The organism is Pseudomonas sp. 05T35 (assembly GCF_056396605.1).
The window spans coordinates 1-23602 of record NZ_JBFTLU010000089.1 but is presented as its reverse complement, the minus strand read 5'-3'; the positions used below and the strand labels follow the sequence as shown (position 1 = coordinate 23602).

Genomic DNA, 23602 nt, shown 5'->3' with positions numbered 1-23602 from the left:
CTGCATCGCGAGCAGGCTCGCTCCCACAAAAATCAATGCACCACGCTGTTAGGCGGCAAATGCCCCAGCCGTTCGGTCAGGCGGATGCGCTGGATCGGGTCGTCGGTGAGCAGCAAGGCATGCTCCAGGTCGAAACGCTCGGCGTTGGGGCATTCCAGCCGTTGATAGAGGCTGGCGCGGGCCAGGTAGTCGCTGACGCAGGCATTACCGAGCTCCAGCACCCGCTCGGCATCGATCAGCGCGTCGATGTTGTCGTCGTTGGTCAAATGCAACTGGCGCAAATTGCGCGACAGTCGCTGGAGCATCTGGACCGGTTCGCTGGTGAGCAGATGCTCGGCGTTGAGCTGCATGTTCGGACCGTACTGGCGTTGCAGCAATTCGCGGCAGTCGTTGGGGTACAAGCGCCGACCACCACACGGGTCGAGCAAATGATCGGCACCTGGCACCCGCAACAGAAAGTGCCCGGGAAAATTCACCCCKACCATTGGGATCTCCAGCCGCCGGGCCAACTCCATTGCGATCAAACCGAGCGCCAGCGGTTGCCCGCGCCGGCGTTCCAGCACCTTGTTGAGCAGCGCTGCCTGCGGGCGTAGCGGGATGGATTCGTCCTGTTGATAACCCATGTCATTGAGTCGCCGCAACAACGGTTGGGCCAACTCGCTGACCGGCAACATCGGTAGACCGGCACTGACCCGTTGTTGCAGATCCTTGAATTGCTCCAGCAGCACCTCGGGCTTCACCAGCGGATCGTGTTCGGCAGCGATCCACAGCGCCGCTTCGAAGAGCGCCGGTGGCGAGCGTTGCAGACAGGCGAAAAAAGCGTGGCGCGGGTTCATCAAAATCTCCGTCGAATGCCTCGTTTTAGCCCCGTCTCAGGCATTCGTCCAGTGCTCTACACATGCCGTTGCAGGTTATGTCTTAAAGGCTTTAAAAGCCCTGCTGCTTATTCCGGTGCGCTTCAGCAATTTTCAGCCGCAGGCCTATACTGGCGACTACAAGAAGTGATTCGGGAGCCCTACGATGTTCGCTCTCATGCAAAGCACTCGCCTTGAATCGCTGCACCTGAGCGTTGACCCGGTGACCGGGTTGAAGGCGGTGATCGCCATTCATTGCAGCCGTTTGGGCCCCGCCCTTGGTGGCTGCCGTTACCTTGCCTATCCCGACGATGAAAGCGCCGTGATGGATGCTGCACGCCTGGCGCAAGGCATGAGTTACAAGGCCGCGCTGGCCGGCCTGGCACAGGGCGGCGGGGTAGCGGTGATCGTTCGCCCGCCCCATGTCGAAAGTCGCGCAGCCTTGTTCGAGGCCTTCGGCCGCGTTGTCGAACAGCTCGACGGTCGCTACATCACGGCCATCGACAGCGGCACTTCGGTCGCCGACATGGATTGCATTGCCCAGACAACCCAACATGTCACCAGCACCACCGCCGCCGGCGATCCGGCGCCGCATGCCGCCATGGGGGTGTTCGCCGGTATTCGCGCCACGGCCATGGCCCGCTTGGGCAGTGACAACCTCGAAGGCCTGCGGGTGGCGGTCCAGGGCTTGGGCAATGTCGGTTTTGCCCTCGCCGAGCAACTGCATGCCGCCGGGGCCGAATTGCTGGTCAGCGACATCGACGCCGGCAAGGTGCAACTGGCCATCGAGCAGTTGGGCGCCCGTCCGATTGCCAACGAATCGCTGCTCAGCACCCCGTGCGACATCCTCGCGCCTTGCGGGCTGGGCGGCGTGCTCAACAGCCACAGCGTTGCGCAATTGCGCTGCGCCGCAGTAGCCGGTTCGGCCAACAATCAGCTGACCAACCTGCAGGTGGCCGACCAGTTGGAGAACCGCGGCATTCTGTATGCGCCGGACTACGTGATCAATTCCGGCGGGTTGATTTATGTATCGCTCAAACACCGTGGCGAGGCGTTGTCGAACATCACCGCGCACMTCTCGAAAATCAGCTCGCGGCTGACCGAAGTCTTCGCCCATGCCCAGGCTGAAAAACGCTCGCCGGCCCGGGTGGCGGATGAGCTGGCAGAGAAAGTGCTGTACCGATGACGGAGTGAGGGCCTTACCCGGTCGACTTGCTCCCAGAGCCTGGCGCCACGAACGTCAGGCCCGACAACGGCACGCTGACCCGGCGTGCAAGGAGCTGTGCCATGGCCCATAACAAGGTCGACCTTCCCTACACCCGCTATTTATCCCCCGACGGCCAGCCATTGAGCGAACTACCCGCCTGGGCCGACGACTTCAATCTGCTGACCCGTCTCTACCGGCAAATGGTCCTGACCCGTCTCTTCGATCAAAAAGCCGTCGCCCTGCAACGCACCGGGCGCATCGGCACTTACGCACCCACGCTTGGCCAGGAAGCGATCGGCGTGGCCGTCGGCAGCCTGATGCATCCTGAGGACGTGCTGATCCCGTATTACCGCGACACTGGCGTGCAATTGATGCGCGGGGTGCGCATGGAAGAGATTTTGCTGTACTGGGGCGGCGATGAGCGCGGCAGCGATTTTGCCGAGCCCGCGGCGGTCGAGGACTTCCCGATCTGTGTGCCGATCGCTACCCAGGCGCTGCACGCGTGCGGAGTCGCCAGTGCCTTCAAGATTCGCGGTGAACACCGGGTGGCCGTGACCACCTGCGGCGATGGCGCCACCAGCAAGGGCGACTTTCTTGAGGCCTTGAACGTCGCAGGAGCCTGGCAGTTGCCGGTGGTGTTCGTGATCAACAACAACCAGTGGGCGATCTCGGTGCCACGGCGGATTCAATGTGCGGCGCCGACCTTGGCACAGAAGGCGATAGGCGCCGGTTTCCACGGCGAGCAAGTCGATGGTAACGACATAATCGCGGTCTACGACCGGGTGCAAATCGCCCTCGAACGCGCGCGTCACGGTAAAGGTCCGGTGTTGCTGGAATGCGTGAGTTACCGCCTCGGCGATCACACCACCGCAGACGATGCGACGCGTTATCGCCCGGCCGAAGAGGTCAAACAGGCCTGGCTTGAAGAACCGGTCAAGCGCTTGCAACGTTATCTGGCCGAGCAGGGCGTATGGGACGAAGGGCGCGAACAGGCACTGATTACCGAGTGTCAGGCGCTGGTGCAGGGCGCTGTGGATAACTTCGATGCGGCTGGCCAACAGTCACCTAAATCGGTGATCGATCACGTTTATGCCCAGTGGCCAACGGCGCTGGCCGAGCAGCGCGAGTGGTTGCTCGAACGCGCGGCGCGCCGTGCAGGAGGGGCCGCTCATGAGTAACGGCAAAGTCACGCTGCTGGAGGCGGTCAACCTGGCGTTGCATCGGGCGATGCGCGAGGACGAAAACGTGATTGTGCTCGGTGAGGACGTCGGCGTGAACGGCGGTGTGTTTCGCGCCACGCTAGGGCTGCGCGACAGCTTTGGCTTCAAGCGGGTGATCGATACGCCGCTGGCCGAAACCATGCTCGGCGGGCTGGTGATCGGCATGGCCGCCCAAGGCTTGAAACCGGTGCTGGAAATCCAGTTCATGGGCTTCATCTACGCGGCCATGGAGCACCTGGTGTCCCACGCCAGCCGCATGCGCAACCGCACACGCGGGCGAATCACTTGCCCGATGGTGCTGCGCACGCCGATGGGCGCCGGCATTCGTGCGCCGGAACATCACAGTGAAAGCACCGAGGCGCTGTTTGCGCATATCCCAGGGTTACGCGTGGTGATTCCTTCGTCACCGGCGCGGGCTTATGGCCTGCTGCTGGCGGCCATCGATGACCCGGACCCGGTGGTCTTTCTCGAACCGACGCGGCTCTACCGAATGAATCCGCAACCGCTGATCGACGATGGCAAACGCCTGCCGCTCGATACCTGCTTCACCTTGCGTGAAGGCAGCGATATCACCCTGATCAGCTGGGGCGCCAGCGTCATGGAAACCTTGCAGGCAGCCGATGCGCTGGCGGAGCAAGGGATTTCGGCCGAGGTGATCGATGTCGCCAGCATCAAGCCGCTGGACCTCGACACGCTGGAGGCGTCGGTGCGCAAGACCGGCCGTTGCGTGATCGTCCATGAAGCGCCACGAACCTGTGGCGTCGGCGCGGAAATCGCCGCCAGCCTCTATGAACGTGCATTGCTGGATTTGCAGGCACCGATCCTGCGGGTCACCGCGCCGGACATTCCGCCACCGCTGTATCGGCAAGAGTTGCTGTACATGCCCAACGTCGAAGACATCCTTCACGCCTGCGACAGCGTGCTGCACCACTTCTAAAGAGGCGCCTGAGGCCCGGGAGGCTGCAATGAAATATTTCAAATTGCCTGACTTGGGCGAAGGGCTGCAAGAAGCGGAAATTGTCGAATGGCACGTCAAGGTCGGCGATACGGTGAAGGCCGATCAACTGTTGGTTTCGGTGGAGACTGCCAAGGCCCTGGTGGATATTCCCGCACCTTACGACGGTGTGGTGGCGAAAACCTTCGGCGGCGAAGGTGACATCCTGCACGTCGGCGAGCCTTTGCTGGGGTATGAAGGCGAGGCGGATGCCGGCACGGTGGTGGGACGGCTTGAAGGTGGCGGCAGCCAACAGGACGATCAGTTTTTCATTGGCGCCGCACCCTCGACCCGTGAACACATGAGTCCTCGCGCGACCCCGGCGGTGCGGCAACTGGCCCGGCAACTGGGCGTCGAGTTGACTGGGCTGAGCGGGTCCGGCCCCAATGGGCTGATCACCCGYAGCGACGTGGAAASTGCCTCGCAAACCGAGCGCGACAAATTTGGCGGGGAGAAGCTGCGCGGGGTGCGCCGCAGCATGGCGCAGAACATGGCCAGGTCCCACGCCGAGGTGGTGCCGGTGACCATCTACGCCGATGCCGACCTGCATCGCTGGGGCCGTGCCCGCGATCCGTTGATCCGTTTGGCCAAGGCCATGGCGGCAGCCTGTGCCGTGGAGCCGATGCTCAACAGTGGCTTTGATGGCAAGTCCTTGTCGATCAAGCACCACGACACCCTGAATCTGGGCATTGCCGTCGACACCCCCGATGGTTTGTTCGTGCCGGTGTTGCGCGATGTGGGCAATCGCTCGTCAGATGATTTGAAAGAAGGCATCACCCGCTTGCGCGCCGACGTGCAGGCGCGTTCGATCCCGGCGAAGGAAATGATGGGCGCGACCCTGACCTTGTCGAACTTCGGCACGATGTTCGGGCGCTATGCCAACCCGGTTGTCGTACCGCCGCAAGTGGCGATCCTCGCGGCCGGTGCCATTCGCGACGAACCAGTGGCGATGGCGGGCAAGGTTGTGGTGCACCCGATATTGCCGCTGTCGCTGACCTTCGATCACCGGGTGGTGACGGGAGGGGAAGCGGCACGGTTCTTCAAGGTGTTGGTCGAGGCACTGGAACAACCGGACAGTTGAAACGCGGGCATGAAAAAGGCCCTGAGTCAGTGACTCAGGGCCTATTCAATTCGGGCGTTGCTTACTTCGCGGGCTTAGCCGATTTTGCGGGTTTGGCAGGCTCCGCTGGCTCGGCTGGTTCTGTTGGCTCAACGGGTTCAACGGCTGCGATAGGCACGTTAAGCAATTCGGACAGGGCGTCCGGCTGGCTCTTGAACGCCTTGGCGAACACATCGCGGTTTTTCGCCATGTAGATCCCGGCTTCTTCCACCTGTTGCTCGGTCAGCGACGGAACCGCTTTTTGCAACACTTCAGCCAGCAATTCGGCCAGTTCGAGCATTTTGTCATGACGGTCAGCTTCGGCTTTATCCATGAACAAGCGCTCCAGATCTCGGCTGCTGCGGTATACCACTTCGACGGCCATTCACCACCTCACATGCCTTCACGATAGTTGTCTTTTGCGACTACTGTATTTATATACAGCCAAAAGGATAAGCGAATCCCTGCGCTTTGGGTAGTGGCTTTTTAATGTAGACCGGATTCAGGATTTGTCAGGCGGGCCGAGCGGCCCCATTGCTGGTAATGGCTTCCATACCGGCAGCAACTGTCGAGCCTGGCTCCCGTAGCAGCTGTCGAGCCTGCGAGGCTGCGTTCGGCCGCAAAGCGGTCGTAAAATCAGGCAATGCGTTCTTTCAGGCAAACCGTGTGCGCAGGATTGGCGAGGACTTCGTCCTCGGACGCAGCCTCGCAAGCTCGACAGCTGCTACGGGAGCCAGGACGCAGCCTCGCAGGCTCGACAGTTGCTACGGGCGTAGCCCGCGGTTATTGCGCGGCGATGCTGTAACCGTCGAACGCGGTCTGCTGTTGCAGGGCGGTGACGATGGCCTTGCGGGTGGCCGGTTGTTCGGTGCCGGCATTGTCGATGAAGGTCTCGCTGGCAAGCTCCGCCTCGTCGCCTTCACCCACAAAGGTGAAACCGAGGAATTCGAAGGCTTCACGGTCGACGTACGGTTTGGAGCGCGGATTGCGCAGCGGCAGGCTGACGCTGGCGCCGTCCTTGCTGATGCTGAACACTTCGATTTCTTTCTTGGCACGGGCCGCCTTGCTCTTGCCGGCGCTTGGGTTGCTGATGGCCTGATGGGTCTGGTTCAGCACTTTCAGCGCCAGACCATAGACCAGCTCCTGAAAGTCTGGGTCATCCTTGAAGCTCGACAGAATCCGGCTGATCGGGAACTTGCTGCTCAGGTCTTCCAGGGCGGCGATATCGGCGGCCTCGGCGTCCTTGARTTGTTTGAGTTCGCCCATCAGTTCGTAGGCCTTGTCGTCGTCGAAGCGGTCGTGAGCCTGGCGGATGGCCGCGCGCAACTCGCGAATCTGGTCGCTTTCTTTCGAGGTGTGGAAGGCGTCCAGGACCATCTCGCTGATGGTTTTGGCCTGCGGCACGTGTTGTGAAAGATTGATGGAGTTTTCGTATTCCGCTTTGGACGACAAGGTGATTACGGATTCAGCGGTATTGGAATCTGGCATTGAAATTTCACTACTTCTTTAAACAGAATTTGAGACGAGAACAGCATCGGCGTTTTCGGGTTGCCTAATCTATTGGACCGCTGCGATGTTGTCACGGACCAACGGACGATCAGGGCAACACAGCGACCGATGTGACCGCAACAGCAGCCAATCGTTGCGCAAAAAAGCCCCGCGTTCGATTCGAAGGCGGGGCTGAAGGCAGTCCGGCGGGCATTGGGTATTCAGTTCATTTCGGCGACCAGCACTTCAACCATGGCCTTGGCGATAAAGCGTGGGTTGTTTTTTAACCAGCGGGAGCGCTTTTGAGTGCCCGCAGCGCCATCAACTCGCGGTACAGCGTGATTGCCCGACCGCAAAAGAGCCCGAGCGTAAACCCCGAGGCGATGCCGGTGAGTGCCAGCGTCTGCACACTGGCCGAGCGCTCCGGGTGAACGGCGGATTGATAGCCGATGAAGTACTTCACCGCAAAAAACAGCAGAGAGATGTAGAGAATTTTCCAGGTGCCGGGAACGATCAGGTCTTTGCCGTCGCTGTCCAGCGTCAGCCCACGGCGCGAGAACAACACAATCGCCGCCAGACTGCCCAGCGCGATACCGGCGAGCCAGCTGCCCAACGTCAACTCGGTATGTTCGTGGTAGTTCAGTGAAAAGAATGACCAGAGCGTCAGGATGCCCGGTGTAATGAGCAGGGAAAGTTTGCTTTCCCGGCTGGGCGTCCTGGCCCTGAGCCCGTAATAACAGATCAACAGKAAAACCCCGTAGACCCACAGCGGTGTGCCTTGCAGGATATCGAGCATCAGCGGATACCTCTGCACGATTGGGGCAGGGTGGTTGCGTAAAACATGGTCAGCGTCCTTGCTTGAGTCAATGTCAGGGAGGCTAGCGGATTATCGCTGGGGCGAATTCAAATTCATTGAGCGAACCGCCAACGCGCTCGCCGTTTCCTCATCCACTGGCAGAGAAAAGCGGAAGGTCGCGCCTTGTCCCGGCACGTCCATCAGGTGAATCTCGCGGCCATGCAGTTGCAGAATCCGGTGCACGATGCGCAGTCCCAAACCGCCATCACGACGCGCACCACCAATGTTGAACGGACGCAGGAACAAGCCTTCGCGCAGTTCTGTGGCGATGCCCGGGCCGCTGTCGCTGACGGTGATCTCGACGAACTTGCCTTGCGGGACAAGGCTGATGTCGATTTCCCCGCCATCGGGTGTGTGGCGCAAGGCGTTATCGAACAGGTTGGTCAGCACGCGCTCGATCAGCCCAAGGTCGGCGCAGACCGCCGAGACGTTCGGTGCGAAGCTCGCCTTGAGCTGCACGTGTCGGGCTTCGGCGGTCAGTTCGAATTTCTGAAAGATGTCCTGCACCAGATCGGTCAGGGAGAAACGCTCCAGCACCGGCTGGACGAAGCCGTGTTCCAGGCGCACCAGTTCCAGCAACGACTGCGCCAAGCCGCCGACCTTGCGGCTTTGATCGAGGGCGATGCCCAGATAGCGGCGGCGTTCGGCCGGGGTCAGGCTGGCGTCTTTCAACGACAGGGTTTCGAGGTAGCCATGCAGCGACGCCAGCGGTGTGCGCAGGTCGTGGGAGATATTGGCGACCAGCTCGCGGCGTTCCTGATCCTGGCGGGTGAGGGAGCGCCATTGTTCGCCCAGGCGTTTTTGCATCTGCCGGAAGGCGGCATCGAGCACGGCGATTTCGTCCTGAGTGGCGAGGTTCTCCGCTGGACCTGAGGGCGCCGGCGAGGGCGGGGCGACCGGTACGCCGTCGATGTCGAAATGTGCGACCGTGTCGGTCAGGCGGCGCAGCGGTCGGGTGATCAGGGTAAACGCTGTGAGACCGGCGATCAGGCACAGCAACGCGACCATCCCGATCGACCACAGCGCGGTATTCAGCGCCGCGCTGGTGGCGCCGCGTTCGGCGTAGCGGTCGTGTTCTTCGCTGAGCAGCACCACGTAGAGATAGCCGACCTGCTGACCGTTGACCTTGAGCGGTGCGGCGCTGAACACCTTGCGCCCGTCGATGCTGCGCGGGTCGTCGCCGAGAATCGGCAGGGCTTCACCGTTGAGCAGGCGCCGCACGGGGGCCAGATCGACCTGCTCGCGACGCAGGTGGCCTTCGGGCGCCGCATTGCCGACCACCCGGCCGCTGCTGTCGAGCAGGTACACCTCGACGCTCGGGTTCACCAGCATCAACTGGCTGAACAACTCGCGTAGCGCATCGGGTTTCAGGCCATTGGCGTCCATCAACTGAGTGTCGTGGGCGATGTGCTGCGCCAGATCCCGGGACAAGCCTTGCACCACTTCCAGCTCATGCATGTGGTTGGAGCGCACTTGCATCCACACCGACGTGCCGCTGCACACCAGCAGCAACAGGGCGAACACCGCCGACAGGCGCTGGGTGAGTGTCAGTCTCATGGCTGCTCCTGCGCCGGGGCGAATTTATAGCCACGGCCCCACACCGTGAGAATCCGCACTGGTTGCGCCGGGTCGGTTTCAATCTTGGAGCGCAGACGATTGATGTGCGTGTTGACGGTGTGCTCGTAGCCTTCGTGGCTGTAACCCCAGACGGCGTTCAGCAGGTCCATGCGCGAGAAGACCTTGCCTGGCTGCCGGGCGAAAAAGTACAGCAGGTCGAACTCGCGTGGGGTGAGGTCCAGGCGCTTGCCGTCGAGCGACACATCACGGGTGATCGGGTCGATGAACAGCCCGTCGCAGGTCAAGCTGCCAGCGTCCATTTTCAGGTTGCGGGCCATGGCGTCGACCCGTCGCAGCAGGGCCTTGACCCGTGCCACCAGCTCAAGCATCGAAAACGGTTTGGCCAGGTAATCGTCGGCCCCCAGCTCCAGGCCGAGAATGCGGTGCACTTCGCTCGACCGGGCGCTGGTGATGATGATCGGGGTGTAACGGGCCATGGCGCGGGCGCGGCGGCAGATTTCCAGGCCGTCGACGCCCGGCAGCATCAGGTCGAGGATCAGCGCATCCCAGCTGCCTTGCTCGAGCAGGCGCAAACCTTCGTTGCCATCGGCGCTGTGCACGACCTCGAAATGTTCGTCGCGCAGGTGCAGGCAGATCAGGTCGGCGATGTGTTTGTCGTCCTCGACCACCAGGACGCGTTTGGGTTGATCCATTGGGACTTAATCCTGTTGCGCAGTGCTCGTATTGTGCGGGGTTTTCCCTCGGCGAGTTATCACGAATTGTTTAACTCCACGTGAGGATTTGGCGATCACCTCAAGCCTAGGCTGTGTTCCATGTCATCCACGGCGGATTTAGGGAGAGGGCCATGTTTTCACGGCGACAGATTCTTCTAACGGGCGGCGGGCTGGGCCTTGCGGCGCTGGTTGCCGGTGTATTGCCAAAAATGACCGGGCACTCGCTGCTGATCAGCGAGGCGAGCGCCGCCGAGACCTTCGAGGTCAGCCATAGCGATGCCGAGTGGCGCAAGCTGCTCAGCGCCGAGCAGTACGAAATCCTGCGCGAAGAGGGCACCGAACGGGCCTATTCCAGCGCACTGAACAACGAACACCGCGACGGTACTTTCGCCTGCGCGGGGTGCGATCTGGCGCTGTTTTCATCGAAAACCAAATTCGACAGCCATACCGGTTGGCCGAGTTTCTGGGCGCCCCTGGAGCATGCCGTCGCGACCCGCGAAGACCGCTCGTTCGGCGTGCTGCGCGAAGAAGTTCACTGTCGACGCTGCGGCGGCCATCTGGGCCATGTGTTCAACGACGGGCCAAAACCGACCGGTCTGCGCTACTGCATGAACGGTCTGGCGATGACCTTCAAGCCGCAAACGGCCTGACACCATGGGCAGGCTTTTTCCTTCACTTCATACAGGTCCTTGTTATGTGGCTTCTGGTCCTCGCGTATCTCGGTGGTGTGCTGACGATTCTCAGCCCGTGCATTCTGCCGGTCCTGCCGTTTGTCTTCGCTCGCACCGGGCAACCGTTTATCAAGAGTGGCTTGCCGCTGTTGGCGGGGATGGCGCTGACCTTCGCGCTCGTCGCCTCGTTGGCGGCGGTGGGCGGCGGTTGGGTGGTGCAACTCAATCAGTACGGTCGCTGGCTCGCGTTGCTGTTCGTAGCACTGTTCGGGCTGACGCTGCTGCTGCCTCGACTCGCCGAACGGCTGACGCGTCCACTGGTGGCCGCCGGCAGTCGACTGTCGGAAGCGGCGGGCGCCGATGCCCGGCCGCGTCCCGCTGCTTCGTTGCTGATCGGCGTCGCCACGGGCCTGCTCTGGGCACCGTGCGCCGGGCCGATTCTCGGGCTGGTGCTGACTGGCGCGGCGCTGCAAGGGGCAAGCATCGGCACCACCTTGCTGTTGCTGGCGTATGCGCTGGGCGCCGCCACTTCCCTCGCAGTCGCGTTGTTGCTGGGCGGTAAAGTCTTCGCGGCGATGAAGCGTTCGATCGGCGCCGGTGAATGGCTGCGCCGTGGTCTTGGTGCGGCGATGCTGGCGGGTGTGGCCGCGATCGCCCTGGGCCTGGACACCGGGCTTCTGGCGCGGGTGTCGACCGCGTCCACCGGTGGGTTTGAACAGGCGCTGGTCGGTCGACTGGCGGGTAAGTCCGGGGCGATGATGGCGCGGATTCCGACGTCCGCCGACGATCAATCAGGCGCCGGCATGATGGCCGCCGGTGGTGCGATGAAAGTGGCCGCCAACGCTCCCGCGTCGCTGCCCGTCGAAGGTAACCTGCCGCCGCTGGACGGTGCGGTGCAGTGGCTGAATTCAGCGCCGCTCAGCGCTCAAACGTTGAAGGGTAAAGTGGTGCTGGTGGATTTCTGGACTTACTCCTGCATCAACTGCCTGCGCACCTTGCCGTACGTCAAAGCCTGGGCCGCCGATGGCCTGATCGATGCCAGCGCCCAAGGTGTGCAACGGGCACCGGACATGAACGAAGTGCGCTCGCCGGAAACCTACGTTGGTTACCAGCGTTTGGAACATTTCGTACCTGAGGCGAGCCTCGCGCCCGACAAGGTTGCCGCCTACAGCGCACCCGCGACACTGGCGCTGAATGACTGGACGCTGGACGGTCACTGGAACGTCGGTTCGGAGCGCGCCACCTCGGCGGCCCCGGCCAGCCGCATCGTTTACCGCTTCCATGCCCGCGACTTGCACCTGGTGCTGGGCCCTGGTGCTGACGGCAAACCGGTGCGTTTCAAAGTGATGATCGACGGCAAGGCCCCGGGCGATGCCCACGGCACCGACGTCGCCCCGGATGGCAGCGGCAGCGTCACCGAACAACGCCTCTACCAATTGGTGCGCCAACCCGGCGACGTGGCAGATCGGACCTTCAGCATCGAGTTCCTCGACCCGGGCGTGTCGGCGTATGCGTTTACCTTTGGTTGATGAGCATGTAGGAGCTGCCGAAGGCTGCGATCTTTGAATCTACTTATGCAGGAGTCGTCATCATGAAAACCCGATTTACCTGGCGCCAGACCCTGCTCGGGCTGACCGTCGCTGCAGTCGCAGGCCAATGCATGGCCTTTTCATTCGGCGCTGCCGAAGACGCGGTCGCCATCGCGCCGCCTGCCCTCGATGAAACGCCCAAGACCAACAGCGAAACGGCGGTGTTCGCCGGAGGCTGCTTCTGGGGCGTTCAAGGCGTGTTCCAGCATGTCAAAGGCGTCAAGAATGCGCTCTCCGGATACGCCGGAGGCGCAGCGAACACCGCGCAATACGAGCGTGTCAGCGAGGGTGACACAGGCCATGCCGAATCCGTTCAGGTCACTTTCGATCCTGCTCAGGTGAGCTACGGCACCTTGCTGCAAATCTACTTCTCGGTCGCTCATAACCCCACCGAGCTCAATCGCCAGGGCCCGGACACCGGAACCCAATATCGCTCGGCGATCTTTGTCGAAAGTGCCGAGCAACAAAAAGTCGCCCAGGCCTACATCGCACAGCTCGATGCAGCGCACGCCTTCAACAAACCGATCGTGACCAAACTCGAAACCTACAACGGCTTCTACCCGGCCGAGGCCTACCATCAGAACTTCCTGACGGAGCATCCGACGTATCCCTACATCGTGATCAACGACCTGCCGAAAGTGGCGCAACTCAAACAGCTGTACCCGGAGCGGTATCAGGAGAAACCGGTGTTGGTGAAGACTGGCATGTAGTGCTGGATCAACCGGAAATCATGTTCTTGCCAATGATCTTCGAGCGATACAACGCCTGATCCGCCCGAGCCAGCAGGCCGGTTTGTTGCTCGTCTTCAAAGCGTTGCGCCACGCCGAAGCTCATCGTGACCCGGAAGTCGCCCACCGGTGGCAGGCTCGACAGCTCAAGGCGGATGTTTTCGGCGACGGCGCGTGCGGTGGCAGCGGTGCTGTTGGGCAGGATCACAATGAACTCGTCACCGCCCCAACGGGCCAGCAAGTCACCTTCGCGCACGCAGCGTTTGACGCTTTCGACCACGTGCACCAACGCCGCGTCGCCCAAGGCATGGCCGTAATGGTCGTTGATATTTTTGAAGTCATCGATGTCCATGGCGATCAGCGACAGCGGCTGACGAAAGCGTTGGGAGCGCTCGCATTCCAGTGGCAGGGCTTTTTCCAGGAGGTAACGGTTGGCGATCCCGGTCAGGGTGTCGCTTTCTGCCAGTTTGCGGTTCTCGTCCAGTTGAGCCTGTAACCGCTGATTGAGCAGAGACAACTCGCGGGTCCGTTCCTCGACCATCGCTTCGAGGGAATGATTGCGCCGTTCGAGTTGTTCGAGCAGACGTTTCTTGTCTTCAATGCTGCGGTTGGCCCCGATCATCCGTGCCACTGAGCCATTGGCGTTACGTGCGATCACATGACCGCGATCCTCGATCCAGATGTAGCTGCCATCCTGTTTGCGGCAACGGTACTCGGTTTGGTAATGGGGGGAGCGCTGATGCAGGTGATCATCGAAATGCATCATCACCCGCTGGTAATCGTCGGGATGAATCGCGTTCTCCCAGGTCAGCACGTTGTTCTCTAGAGCATGGGGCTCGTAACCGAGCATGTCGTACCAGCCGCGATTGCGGTAGACGAACCCGGTGTTGGCGTTCCAGTCCCAGATTCCGTCGCTGACCAGTTCCAGAATCGCGTGCAGCATGTCTTCATTCAGATCAGTCAGGCTGACCTTCAACGGCTCGATACTGGACAACTCAACCATCACCGCTCTCCCTGCTGCCCTGATCTTCAAGTGGCCAGCCAATCGTAAAGAATAACTCATGGCACGTTGACACTGTAGTGCCGGATATCAAGGTGTAGAAGCCTTTTTCGCAGCAATAATGGCGTGCACAAATCAGTTCTGTTTACCCCACGTCTGCAACGCAAACTCGACAAAACTGCGCAGTTTCGGCAAACGGTAGCGGTCCTGCGCGTAAATCAGATTCATCGGGCGACGGGGCAGTTGATAGTCCTGCATCAGGGCCACCAGTTTCCCTTCCCGAAGGTCTTGATCCACCAGAGCATCCGGCAGCATCACCACTCCCATTCCGGTGCGTGCCGCCTGGTGCAGGCCCGATGAACTGTTGATCAGCATCGGACCGCTCACCGCTACGACGATCTCCCCGTCAGGGCCGCTCAGGCGCCACTGTTTTTCCACCGAGCGCCATTCATCGCCCGCCGGGTAGGCGAAGGCCAGGCAGTCGTGATCGGCCAGTTCCTCCGGTTTTTGCGGTGTGCCACGGCGTGCCAGGTACGCCGGCGAGGCACACATGGTCAGGGTGTAGTCCTCCAGTGGCCGGGCGATCAGGTTGGACGGTTCGGTATTGCCCAGGCGAATCGCCACGTCAAAGCCGTTGTCCAGCAGATCAAGGCGTTGATTGGTCAACACCACGTCCAGCTTGACCTGCGGACAGCGCAACACGAATTCGCTCAAGGCGGGCGCCAGGCGTTCCGTGCCAAAGGTCAGCGGGGCGGTGATCCGCAGCGTTCCGCTGGGTTCGCACTGAGTTTGTTCGGCCAGCCGTTCGGAGTCGGCCACCAGCCCCTGCACCTCAAGACAGCGCTGATAATAGGTCGAGCCAAATTCGGTCAAGCGCTGACGCCGCGTCGTACGGTGCAGCAAGCTGACACCCAGGCGTTGCTCCAGCGCCCGCAGGTGATTGCCGACCATGGTGGTCGACATTTCGCACTCCAGGGCGGCAGCGGTCATGCTGCCAGCCTCGACCACTTTCACGTAAACCGACATTGCCAGCAGTAAGTCCATTATCAAGCCCAGCTTTAAAATGATTGAAGAGTTACGGCGTTTATCCAGCTCAGGTGGCTAACGATACTGCAAAAACACTGACCAATGATGGAGCTTGATGTCATGACCGCCGCCTGCCTGATGACCACGTATCAACCCCTGGCCTTGAGCTTTACCAAAGGGCTGGGCACACGCCTGTGGGATCAGGCCGGTCGTGAATACCTGGATGCGGTGGCGGGCGTGGCCGTGACCAATGTCGGCCACTCGCACCCGAAGGTGGTCAGCGCCATCAGCGAACAAGCCGGCCTGTTGCTGCACACCTCCAACCTGTACAGCATCGACTGGCAGCAACGGCTGGCGCACAAATTGACGCAGTTGTCGGGGCTTGACCGGGTGTTCTTCAACAACTCCGGCGCCGAGGCCAATGAAACTGCGTTGAAACTGGCCCGGCTGTACGGTTGGCACAAAGGTGTCGAGCAGCCGTTGGTGGTGGTCATGGAAAATGCCTTTCATGGCCGCACGCTGGGCACCTTGTCGGCCAGCGATGGCCCTGCGGTGCGCTTGGGCTTTCAGGAGTTACCGGGGGATTTCATCAAAGTGCCATTCGGCGATCTCGCCGCGCTGGATAAGGCGCACCAGACTCATGGTCAGCGCATCGTGGCGGTTTTGATGGAGCCGATTCAGGGCGAGAGCGGCGTGAAACTCGCGCCGCCCGGTTACCTGAAAGCCCTGCGCGAATTGTGCAATCGGCGCAACTGGCTGCTGATGCTCGATGAGATCCAGACCGGTATCGGCCGTACCGGGCAATGGTTCGCCTTTCAACACGAAGGTATCGTCCCGGATGTCATGACCCTGGCCAAAGGCCTGGGCAACGGTGTCCCCATTGGTGCTTGCCTGGCTCGCGGTAAAGCCGCCGAATTGTTCACACCGGGCAGCCACGGCAGCACGTTTGGCGGAAACCCGCTGGCGTGTCGGGTGGGTTGCACCGTGCTGGAAATCATCGAAGAACAAGGCTTGCTGGAAAACGCCAAGCGTCAGGGCGAACGCCTGCTCGCACGCTTGCACGCCGAACTCGATGGCAACCCGCAAGTGCTGGCGATCCGTGRCCAAGGCTTGATGATCGGCATCGAACTGGCCCAACCCATTCGCGATCTGACCCTGATCGCTGCGCGGGACCACGGGCTGCTGATCAACGTGACACGGGGCAAGACCATCCGCTTGCTGCCGCCGCTGACTATTGATGAGCGGGAGGTGGAGATGATTGTGCGCGGGGTAGGGCGGGTGGTGAGAGGGGATTAACCAACTCCATCTTTGTTTACGGCAGGCGGTATTTCAGAGTGTTTTTGAAATACCACCTGCCGGCACTCGTCTTTTACGTCCTTCACTGCGCGCAAGTTGCAGATTGAGGCTATGAGACGTTCAGAGTTGGCTCGTGAAGCAAGAAGATAGGTTGTTTCGTTGGCGTTGGTTGAGGTGGTCATGATGGGTCGAAACGCTCGGAGTTTAGTAACCAGCCTCGATTAGGCGCTCGGTATGCTCCGTTGTCTTCAAGACGTTTCCTTGAAAAAGGTAGGTTCGATCCGAGTAAAACGTGCTCAGATTTACTGCTGCAACTTACGCGTGTTTCTCAGGTGCACGATTACCGCCACAACCACAACGACCAGCACAACACCCAAGGCAATCGGCAACCGGTAAGGTCTGAGATCACCAAACAATTGCTGAAGCGCTTCGCCCGCCCAATAACCGCCGCTGACAAACAGTGTGGCCCAAACCATTGCACCGAGCATGTTCCACAGTGAAAAACGCAACGGCGACAGGCCACTGGCACCGATCACCATGGGGCCCACCAACCGCATGCCGTACAGAAAGCGTACCGAAAAAACCGACATCGACGGGTAGCGTGCGATCAATCCGCTGACGCGCTTGATCTGCGCTTGCTGGCGTTTGAGGCGAGGTAGCAGTCGCGTGCCGAAATAACGGCCGCTCCAGAACAGCAATTGATCCCCCAACATCCCACCGGCGCTGGCCCAGGCGATCACCGGCCAAAGCTTCAGCAAATGCTGATGCGCCGCCATGCCGCCCAATATCAGGATGGTTTCGCCTTCCATGACACAACCAATAAAAACCGCCCAATAGCCGTAGGTCGCGAGGAGGTGATTGAGGTCTATGTGCTCGAACATGGGCGGTTGGCGGCCTTTGGCGTGTTGTGGAGGCTGAGTAATGGTGGACCGTTATCGGCTGGGGTCGTTGCCCGTGCATTCATGATTGAAGCGATTATGTGGATGCGACATTCGAGAGCGGACGCTCCCCCAGGTACTCAACCAACCGTAGCAGATAACCGTCCGGGTCCTGCACCAACAGCTCATGCTGGCCGACCTCCACCGTACCGGATCGATACCACTTCTCGGCAAGCGGGCGAAACATTGGCCACTCGGCAGCGGCCAGCCGCTGGAGAATCGGCTCGACACTGTCGACCGTCATCTGAAAGTTGATGCCGCGCCCAAATGGCGGTTCCAGTGGAGCGGTCACCCATTGCCCTTCGAGCGGGTCGTACTGCTCCAGCATGACCTGCACCCCGTCGAAATCGAGGTAGGCAAATCCCTCTTCGGGGCGGTCGTAGGCGACCCTGAAGCCAACCAATCTGGTCCAGAAATCCAGACTGTTCCTGATGTCGCCGACCATCAGTTCGGGGACCATTCTGTTCCTTGAAAGCATACGTCTCCTTTAATGCGCATCTGACCTGATCAATGTTGCCCTGAAAATACCACCTCAATCCGCCTGAGCAGGCGCGACCATTCGGGTTCTCGGCGAATCATCTGCGTTGTGCTGATAAATCTCCAATGGCAGGCCCTTTTCATTGAAGAACACCTGGCCAATTCCTGCCGAATTCCACAACCGTTCGCCGGCCACGGCGTGTTCGGGGGGCGCGGAATCACCTTCATACATTGACGTTTGGTCAGCCAGTTGAGAGGCGAGCGCGGTGAGGAGAGCCAGCGGTTGAGGCGGTCGAACCACTCGAGCAGGCTCGGCGGAAACTCGTTTTTGATGCCGCTGCTGGTGATTTGCTAGATGCTCGGGCTGGCCTTGCGATGGCGAATCAGCACCTTGTAAAAAATGTGTCGGTACAAGGGCTGTGGGTGTCCCCATTATTGGAATGTTCAGAATCAAGTGGATGTTGGTAATGCTTTGCTCGACTGCCCCAGTTTTCTTCTGAGTATTGTGGACGTTGGAAGTTCGATATATTTATAACTAAGGAAGGAAAACAATACGGTTGTCAGGCAAATGCCCGTCAGCGTGAGTGCTTGGTTTAATCCTAGTTTTTGCTGAGCTGTAAGTGCGTACCAGATGATTAAGGGGTGTGCTAAGTAAGTTGAATAAGACCAGTCTCCCAGTTTACTTATAAGTGACGTTTTCGAAAAGAGGGGTTCCTGGGAAATAAATGCGAGGATTATTGCGGCGCAGGGTAATCCGCTTCGTAAAGGATTGTGATCGACAAAGTCTGATGCTGCAATCGCAGTAATAGACAGCAGGATAATGGCGATGGCAGGCCCGAAGTGTATCGCCCGGTGATACCCATTTTTGTAGATTATCGATATGACAACGCCAAGCAGGAAGTCATAAATAATGGGCGCGCTGTAAAATGCCAGTGATCCTCCTGCTTTGGGTAATACTGTCTCTATTAGGGTAATGCCTATTAATAGCGCTGGGGCCAGAATGTTTTTTGGAAGGCGTAGTGATAAGGCAAATATGACATAAAAAACAACTTCGAAGTTTAAGGTCCATCCTACCGTTAGTAGGGGGTATAATCCCAGCCCTGAAGGATTCTCGGCGGGTATGAAAAACATGCTTTTGAGTAAGAAATCTGGAGTGAATCCTAGGGTAATTGTAGAGTGAGGCTGTAATTGAGTTGCTGTCTTTGTTATCGAAAATCTGTACGTAATGATGCAGTACTACAATCCACGCGGCAAAGGCTCTGAGGAACTGGATTGAATTAAGCATCGGCTGGCCATCTTGAAAACGGGAAGTATAGTCCGTCTTATCTGTGTGTCATAGGGACCTCGGGTTCTAAAGGTTGGAAAAAGGTTAATGGGGACATGTTTTTTCAAACCGGCATCCGGTTCTTATGAAAGTAAACCCGCCCCCCTATTGTTCCAAGCTTGGCGAACCGATCGTCGGACAGGCTCTAGCCGGTCAGCTCATCGGCAAGACTTCCAAAGCGTCACCACCTTGCATCAACGTTTGCGCCTCACCATTCTCAATCACCCAGCGCAGCAGATCGGTCACCGGCACGCGGTGGCTGCGTTCGACCCATTGCAGGCCGTCGGGGCTGTAGTGTTCGGTGTAGCGGGTGAGGATCATCTCGCGCTGGTCACTCGACAGTTGCAGGCTGACTTCGCGGCAGTGCAGGTTGGCGTTGGCGTGTTTCACCACGCGTTGTTGCAGGATCAGCGGCTGGTTTTCAGAGATCATCGGTCTGGGCTTCCTGGCAGCGGTGTACGCGTGAGCGAGGGCATGAGCAAACAGTCTTCGGGAAAAGAGGATAGATGCTGACATTCGAGCCTTGCGCAAAGATGTCTGCTTTTTTACCGCGCTGTCGCTTTGTTACCCGATTGAAATATATGACGGACCACGCTGAATGGTTTTAGATGTGGGTTCTTTCAGACCTTAAGTGATGCCGCTGGTGAGCAGTCTTTTGATCGTGGACGACGACCTTGAGGTCCTCGCGCTGCTGAAGAAGTTTTTTGTGCAACAAGGTTACGCGGTGGAAGTGGCCACCGATGGMGCCTCGATGTGGGCGGCGATTGAGCGCCAGGCGCCGGACCTGATCATTCTCGACCTGATGCTGCCGGGCGAGAACGGGCTGACGCTGTGCCAACGCCTGCGCCAGCAATACCCGACGCCGGTGATCATGCTGACCGCCATGGGTGAGTTGAGTGATCGGGTGGTCGGGCTGGAGATGGGCGCCGATGATTACCTGAGTAAACCGTTCGACGCCCGGGAGCTGCTGGCCCGCGTGCGCGCCGTGCTGCGCCGGGCCGGCGAAAGCCGCCCGCTGACCGGGGAAGCGCCGCGCCCGCTGATCAAGTTTGCCGACTGGCAACTGGACCTTACCCGCCGGGAACTGCGCTCACCGGATCAGGTGATGATTCCGCTGTCAGCCGGGGAGTTCGACTTGCTGCTGGTGTTTGTCGAACATCCGCAGCGCATTCTCACCCGGGAACAGTTACTGGACCTGGCGCGGGGCCGCACCCATGAGGCGTTCGATCGCAGCATCGACGTTCAGGTCAGCCGCCTGCGACGCAAACTGGAGTACGACACCAAGCGCCCCGAGATGATTCGTACCGTGCGCAACGGCGGCTATCTGTTCACCCCCAGCGTGACCCGCCAGTGAACAGACTCATGGCAGCTTTGCGTCTGCGCCCGCGGGATACGGTGGCCCGCTGGATTGCCCTGACCACCCTCATTGCGATGCTCACGTCGCTGGCGTTCAACGCGTTGTTTATCCAGTTGGCCGGCGTCTGGGCGTATCCACCGCTGGCCGAAACCGGCCTCCTGGAAAAAACCGCGTCCATTACCCGGATGATCGAAGCCTCACAAGTATCGCAGCGCGAACGCCTGGCCGAGGCCGCCAGCGAAAGTACCTTCAGCGTCAGCTGGCATGCCACCCGTCAAGGCCTCGACTTGCCGGACACTCCTGAAGCGGCTTACCGCACCGCCTCACCGGAGGCCCAGCGCCTGTTCAACACACCGACCCGCCGGGTCGAAGCCTATCAACCCGGCGACTGGCCACAGAAGAACGGGCATTACGCCTTGCTGGTGCAACTGGCGGATCAGTCCTGGCTGATGTTCAGCGTGCCGTCACGCAGCTGGGGGCTGGCGGAAGGGCCACGCACCCTGATCGTGATTCTGCTGGTGTTGCTGTCGACCGGTATCGTCGCGCTGATCGCCACCCGCCGACTGGCCAAACCCCTGCAGCAATTCGCCCAAGGCGCCCGACGCTTTGGCGTCGATTTCCGCGCACCGCCCATCGACCCGGTCGGCCCGCATGAAATCCGTCAGGCGATCCTCGCGTTCAATGCCATGCAGGCCCAGTTGCAGCACTTCATCAAAGACCGCACGCAGATGCTCGCCGCCATCTCCCACGACCTGCGCACCCCGCTGACCCGCATGCGCCTGCGTGGCGAATTCATCGAAGACCCCGAGCAGCAGCAACGGCTGTTTCGCGACGTCGACGAAATGCAGGCCATGATCAACTCCGCCCTGGAATTCTTCCGCGACRACGCCCGCCTGGAACAGGCAACCCAGTTCGACCTGGCCGAACTGCTGCAAACCCTGATCGACGACTACCGCGACCAGTCCATCGACATCACCTTCAGCGGCCCACCCCGACTGGTCTACTTCGGCCGCCCACTGGGGCTGAAACGGGTGATCACCAACTTGCTGGATAACGCGATCAAGTACGCCAGCGAGCCGGCGATTGAACTGCGCCAGGAGGACGAACAGGTGATCGTTCGCGTACTCGACCGTGGGCCGGGGATCCCGGCTGACAGTTATGAACAAGTGGTATTGCCGGTGCAGGAAAGTTAGAGACGATTCGTGGTTGATGGCCAGCTGCCATCTAACGATAATCCTGCTCCCCTGTACTCACGCAAGGAAACGCCGTGAAAAAATCCCTCCTGCTCGTCCCACTGCTCGTGCTGCTGCAAGGTTGCGGTGTGACCATGACGCGTTATGAACCGAGTTACGAGAACGTCCAACAGCTTAAACAGACCCCACCGCTGCAATCGATCAGCAATGCTCAAGTGAAGGCGGACTCTGGCCAGGGCTCGTTGACGGTTCGGGCTAATCCGATCCGTTCGCCGAGTGGCAGCATCCCTCTGCATATTCAGGAGGCCATTAACGAAGAACTGCGTCGAGCAGGCCTGCTGGATCCGCATGCACAGCGGCGCCTCGATGTATTGCTGGTCAAAAATGAGCTGACAGGAGGCATGGGCACCGGTACTGGCGAGCTTGCAGCCCGTTTCACGATGTTCAAGGGCAATGAGGTGGTTTATGACGCGACCAAGGATGTGAATCGCCAATGGGACAGCAGTTTTTTCGGATTCATTGCGATCCCGAATGCTGCCAATGCCTACAACCCGATGGTTCGTGATTTGTTGAAGAGCCTGTACAGCGATCCGCAGTTCATTCAGGCCCTGAAATAAGGGTTATAAAAGAGCCGCAAGTGCTAATGCCAGTCAGTTAACGTTATTTTTGCGAGGAGTGCTTCGGGCTGTTCGCCAGGCTCAAGCTCCCCCTCACCCTAGCCCTCTCCCCAGGGGTGAGAGAACTGACCGAGGTGGTCTTTCGAGTTACATCGACCTGAATGTCCGAGTCGAACTCAGGTTTCGAAAGGCATGGAGATCTGCTCCCTTTCCCCTCTCCCTCGTGGGGAGAGGGCTGGGGTGAGGGGTGGATTTCGGATCAGAACAGAGCATTCAGGTGCTGAGTTTTCTTAACTGATCGGCATTAGCCGCAAGTGCGGCTCTTGTTTTTTATCAGGCCCGTGGCACGTGGGAATCGAGTGCCGAATATTTCAGGCTCTTGCTCTCTACCAATTGTTTGAGCAACGCGTTGACCTGACGACTGAAGGTATCGCTCACCGCCGCTTTCGGGGTGTTACCCATCAAAGGCAGAAACCAGATGCCAATCCAGGTATGGACCGCGTCATGGTTACTGGTATTGCTGACTGGCAGCCCTTGTTGGTCAAGCGCCTCGAGGCTCATGGTGTATTCATCCGTCCCCATCGCAGGGATGACGGTCATGGTGAGTCCACTGATATAGGCCATGGCCAACTGACCACCTCCCGGCGGGTGGTTGTACACCTTGAGGCGCAGGTTGTAGTCGCCTGGCTGTTGCTGGAACTTGTCCAGCGTGACGCGGCCAAAGAGCCCGGAATCGTTCAGCACTTTTTGCAGTTCAGGCTTGAGCATGTCGCGTGCCTGTGGAACTTMAACAGCTGAAGCGCTTTTTGGCTCGCCCTGATAGAAGTCGAAGTCGACATAGACATTCGGCTTGTTCGAATAAGCGGACATGGACGGCATAGTCACCGGAGCCACTTCGTCCTTGGTAAAACTGGCGCAACCGCTCAGCCCAAGCACCAGGGCCAACCCCAGAATTTTTCCAGATTGCATGACGACTTCCTTAATTGATGGCAAAGCGCCTCCATGCGGAGTGCGGGGCGGATTCTAGAGAGTGTCAGGTGATTTCAAAAGGCCATATCTAAGAAAATTTGGCTGGGAACAGGAAAAAACAGATTTTTTCAATAGCCTGAAGGGCTGCTTCACGTACGTGGGAAGTCAATCAGCGTTGATCAAGGTTGTTGAGCCGAGAAACCTTGCAGTGGGAGGGCTGGAGGTGAGGGCGGTGTTCAGTTGTCACGAAAATAGATAAAAAATGGGCAGCCTTGCCCAGGTCGCCCATTTTATCCGCGCAATAATGTTGTGAACTCTAATATTTAATAACAGCCCGCCTTGATTAAAGATATTGAACGCTCCGCTTAATGCCACTGACTCCTTACTTCCTGCCACTGAGTTTCTGAC

At 59.6% G+C, this 23602-nt stretch carries 22 protein-coding genes and 3 pseudogenes; 11 read left to right on the top strand and 14 right to left on the bottom strand.

All coding sequences use genetic code 11. From position 1 onward, the window contains the following. Nucleotides 1-32 precede the first annotated feature (32 nt). Entirely contained in the window at nt 33-836 is an 804-nt protein-coding gene (locus tag AC1DH9_RS09640) for a SirB1 family protein (protein ID WP_427543025.1), read from the bottom strand. A gap of 184 nt (nt 837-1020) precedes the next feature. Between AC1DH9_RS09640 and AC1DH9_RS09635 the strand changes: the two genes are divergently transcribed. From AC1DH9_RS09635 to AC1DH9_RS09620, 4 genes are all read left to right on the top strand, one after another. Beyond that, nucleotides 1021-2040, top strand: coding sequence for a Leu/Phe/Val dehydrogenase (locus tag AC1DH9_RS09635; RefSeq protein WP_477808095.1), 1020 nt, complete (start codon nt 1021-1023; stop codon nt 2038-2040). 101 nt (nt 2041-2141) lie between these two features. Continuing rightward, a complete protein-coding gene (pdhA, locus tag AC1DH9_RS09630) occupies nt 2142-3239 on the top strand; it encodes a pyruvate dehydrogenase (acetyl-transferring) E1 component subunit alpha (protein WP_427543031.1) in 1098 nt (365 codons plus the stop codon). Continuing rightward, a complete protein-coding gene (locus AC1DH9_RS09625; protein ID WP_427543034.1) occupies nt 3232-4218 on the top strand; it encodes an alpha-ketoacid dehydrogenase subunit beta in 987 nt (328 codons plus the stop codon). Before pdhA ends, AC1DH9_RS09625 begins: the two co-directional genes overlap by 8 nt. A gap of 28 nt (nt 4219-4246) precedes the next feature. Beyond that, a complete protein-coding gene (locus AC1DH9_RS09620) occupies nt 4247-5356 on the top strand; it encodes a dihydrolipoamide acetyltransferase family protein (RefSeq protein ID WP_477808094.1) in 1110 nt (369 codons plus the stop codon). 163 nt (nt 5357-5519) lie between these two features. Here the strand turns inward: AC1DH9_RS09620 and AC1DH9_RS09615 are convergent. The 5 genes and pseudogenes from AC1DH9_RS09615 to AC1DH9_RS09595 form a co-directional block, all read right to left on the bottom strand. Next, nucleotides 5520-5759, bottom strand: a pseudogene (locus AC1DH9_RS09615) (YebG family protein); the annotation flags it as partial. 398 nt (nt 5760-6157) lie between these two features. Beyond that, on the bottom strand, nt 6158-6862 hold the full coding sequence (locus tag AC1DH9_RS09610; protein ID WP_477808093.1) for a hypothetical protein: 705 nt from the start codon (nt 6860-6862) through the stop codon (nt 6158-6160). Between the two features lie 283 nt (nt 6863-7145). After that, nucleotides 7146-7658: a hypothetical protein gene (locus tag AC1DH9_RS09605; RefSeq protein WP_477808092.1), complete on the bottom strand. Its 513-nt coding sequence runs from the start codon at nt 7656-7658 to the stop codon at nt 7146-7148. A gap of 90 nt (nt 7659-7748) precedes the next feature. Next, entirely contained in the window at nt 7749-9275 is a 1527-nt protein-coding gene (locus tag AC1DH9_RS09600; protein ID WP_427543045.1) for a sensor histidine kinase, read from the bottom strand. After that, nucleotides 9272-9988 carry a response regulator transcription factor gene (locus AC1DH9_RS09595; protein ID WP_216741180.1) on the bottom strand — a complete coding sequence of 239 codons (717 nt, stop codon included), beginning with the start codon at nt 9986-9988 and terminating at the stop codon, nt 9272-9274. The genes AC1DH9_RS09600 and AC1DH9_RS09595 overlap by 4 nt, the downstream gene beginning before the upstream one ends. 152 nt (nt 9989-10140) lie before the next feature. Here AC1DH9_RS09595 and msrB point away from each other — a divergent pair, with 152 nt between their 5' ends. From msrB to msrA, 3 genes are all read left to right on the top strand, one after another. Then, entirely contained in the window at nt 10141-10659 is a 519-nt protein-coding gene (msrB, locus tag AC1DH9_RS09590; RefSeq protein WP_427543048.1) for a peptide-methionine (R)-S-oxide reductase MsrB, read from the top strand. Nucleotides 10660-10703: 44 nt separating this feature from the next. Beyond that, nucleotides 10704-12209, top strand: a complete 1506-nt coding sequence (locus AC1DH9_RS09585; RefSeq protein ID WP_477808091.1) for a hypothetical protein — start codon at nt 10704-10706, stop codon at nt 12207-12209. A 62-nt stretch (nt 12210-12271) separates the two neighbouring features. Beyond that, nucleotides 12272-12979 carry a peptide-methionine (S)-S-oxide reductase MsrA gene (gene msrA / locus AC1DH9_RS09580; protein ID WP_427543054.1) on the top strand — a complete coding sequence of 236 codons (708 nt, stop codon included), beginning with the start codon at nt 12272-12274 and terminating at the stop codon, nt 12977-12979. A 7-nt stretch (nt 12980-12986) separates the two neighbouring features. On the opposite strand, the gene AC1DH9_RS09575 is transcribed toward msrA, so the two are convergent. Both AC1DH9_RS09575 and AC1DH9_RS09570 read right to left on the bottom strand, forming a co-directional pair. Continuing rightward, nucleotides 12987-14000, bottom strand: a complete 1014-nt coding sequence (locus tag AC1DH9_RS09575; protein ID WP_427543057.1) for a GGDEF domain-containing protein — start codon at nt 13998-14000, stop codon at nt 12987-12989. A gap of 132 nt (nt 14001-14132) precedes the next feature. After that, nucleotides 14133-15041, bottom strand: a complete 909-nt coding sequence (locus AC1DH9_RS09570) for a LysR family transcriptional regulator (protein ID WP_427543060.1) — start codon at nt 15039-15041, stop codon at nt 14133-14135. A gap of 102 nt (nt 15042-15143) precedes the next feature. Between AC1DH9_RS09570 and AC1DH9_RS09565 the strand changes: the two genes are divergently transcribed. Further along, the gene (locus AC1DH9_RS09565; RefSeq protein ID WP_477808090.1) at nt 15144-16319 is read left to right on the top strand and encodes an acetylornithine/succinylornithine family transaminase; all 1176 of its coding nucleotides are present in this window, start codon (nt 15144-15146) and stop codon (nt 16317-16319) included. Nucleotides 16320-16621: 302 nt separating this feature from the next. On the opposite strand, the gene AC1DH9_RS09560 is transcribed toward AC1DH9_RS09565, so the two are convergent. From AC1DH9_RS09560 to AC1DH9_RS09540, 5 genes and pseudogenes are all read right to left on the bottom strand, one after another. Beyond that, a complete protein-coding gene (locus AC1DH9_RS09560; protein ID WP_427543066.1) occupies nt 16622-17200 on the bottom strand; it encodes a DedA family protein in 579 nt (192 codons plus the stop codon). A 94-nt stretch (nt 17201-17294) separates the two neighbouring features. Continuing rightward, nucleotides 17295-17735, bottom strand: a complete 441-nt coding sequence (locus AC1DH9_RS09555) for a bleomycin resistance protein (protein ID WP_427543069.1) — start codon at nt 17733-17735, stop codon at nt 17295-17297. A 54-nt stretch (nt 17736-17789) separates the two neighbouring features. After that, a pseudogene (locus tag AC1DH9_RS09550) lies at nt 17790-18130 on the bottom strand (alkaline phosphatase family protein); the annotation flags it as partial. Nucleotides 18131-18184: 54 nt separating this feature from the next. Continuing rightward, a complete protein-coding gene (locus AC1DH9_RS09545; RefSeq protein ID WP_477808089.1) occupies nt 18185-18865 on the bottom strand; it encodes an acyltransferase family protein in 681 nt (226 codons plus the stop codon). A 346-nt stretch (nt 18866-19211) separates the two neighbouring features. Beyond that, nucleotides 19212-19490: a hypothetical protein gene (locus tag AC1DH9_RS09540; RefSeq protein ID WP_427543075.1), complete on the bottom strand. Its 279-nt coding sequence runs from the start codon at nt 19488-19490 to the stop codon at nt 19212-19214. A gap of 211 nt (nt 19491-19701) precedes the next feature. Here AC1DH9_RS09540 and AC1DH9_RS09535 point away from each other — a divergent pair, with 211 nt between their 5' ends. The 3 genes and pseudogenes from AC1DH9_RS09535 to AC1DH9_RS09525 all read left to right on the top strand — a co-directional run bounded on the left by AC1DH9_RS09535 (nt 19702) and on the right by AC1DH9_RS09525 (nt 22225). Next, nucleotides 19702-20412 carry a response regulator gene (locus tag AC1DH9_RS09535; protein WP_033865698.1) on the top strand — a complete coding sequence of 237 codons (711 nt, stop codon included), beginning with the start codon at nt 19702-19704 and terminating at the stop codon, nt 20410-20412. An 8-nt stretch (nt 20413-20420) separates the two neighbouring features. Beyond that, nucleotides 20421-21593 (top strand): annotated as a pseudogene (locus AC1DH9_RS09530) (histidine kinase dimerization/phospho-acceptor domain-containing protein); the annotation flags it as partial. 89 nt (nt 21594-21682) lie between these two features. Then, on the top strand, nt 21683-22225 hold the full coding sequence (locus AC1DH9_RS09525; RefSeq protein ID WP_427543082.1) for a hypothetical protein: 543 nt from the start codon (nt 21683-21685) through the stop codon (nt 22223-22225). Nucleotides 22226-22558: 333 nt separating this feature from the next. Here the strand turns inward: AC1DH9_RS09525 and AC1DH9_RS09520 are convergent, their stop codons facing one another. After that, entirely contained in the window at nt 22559-23194 is a 636-nt protein-coding gene (locus tag AC1DH9_RS09520) for a hypothetical protein (protein WP_477808088.1), read from the bottom strand. Between the last annotated feature and the right edge of the window lie 408 nt (nt 23195-23602).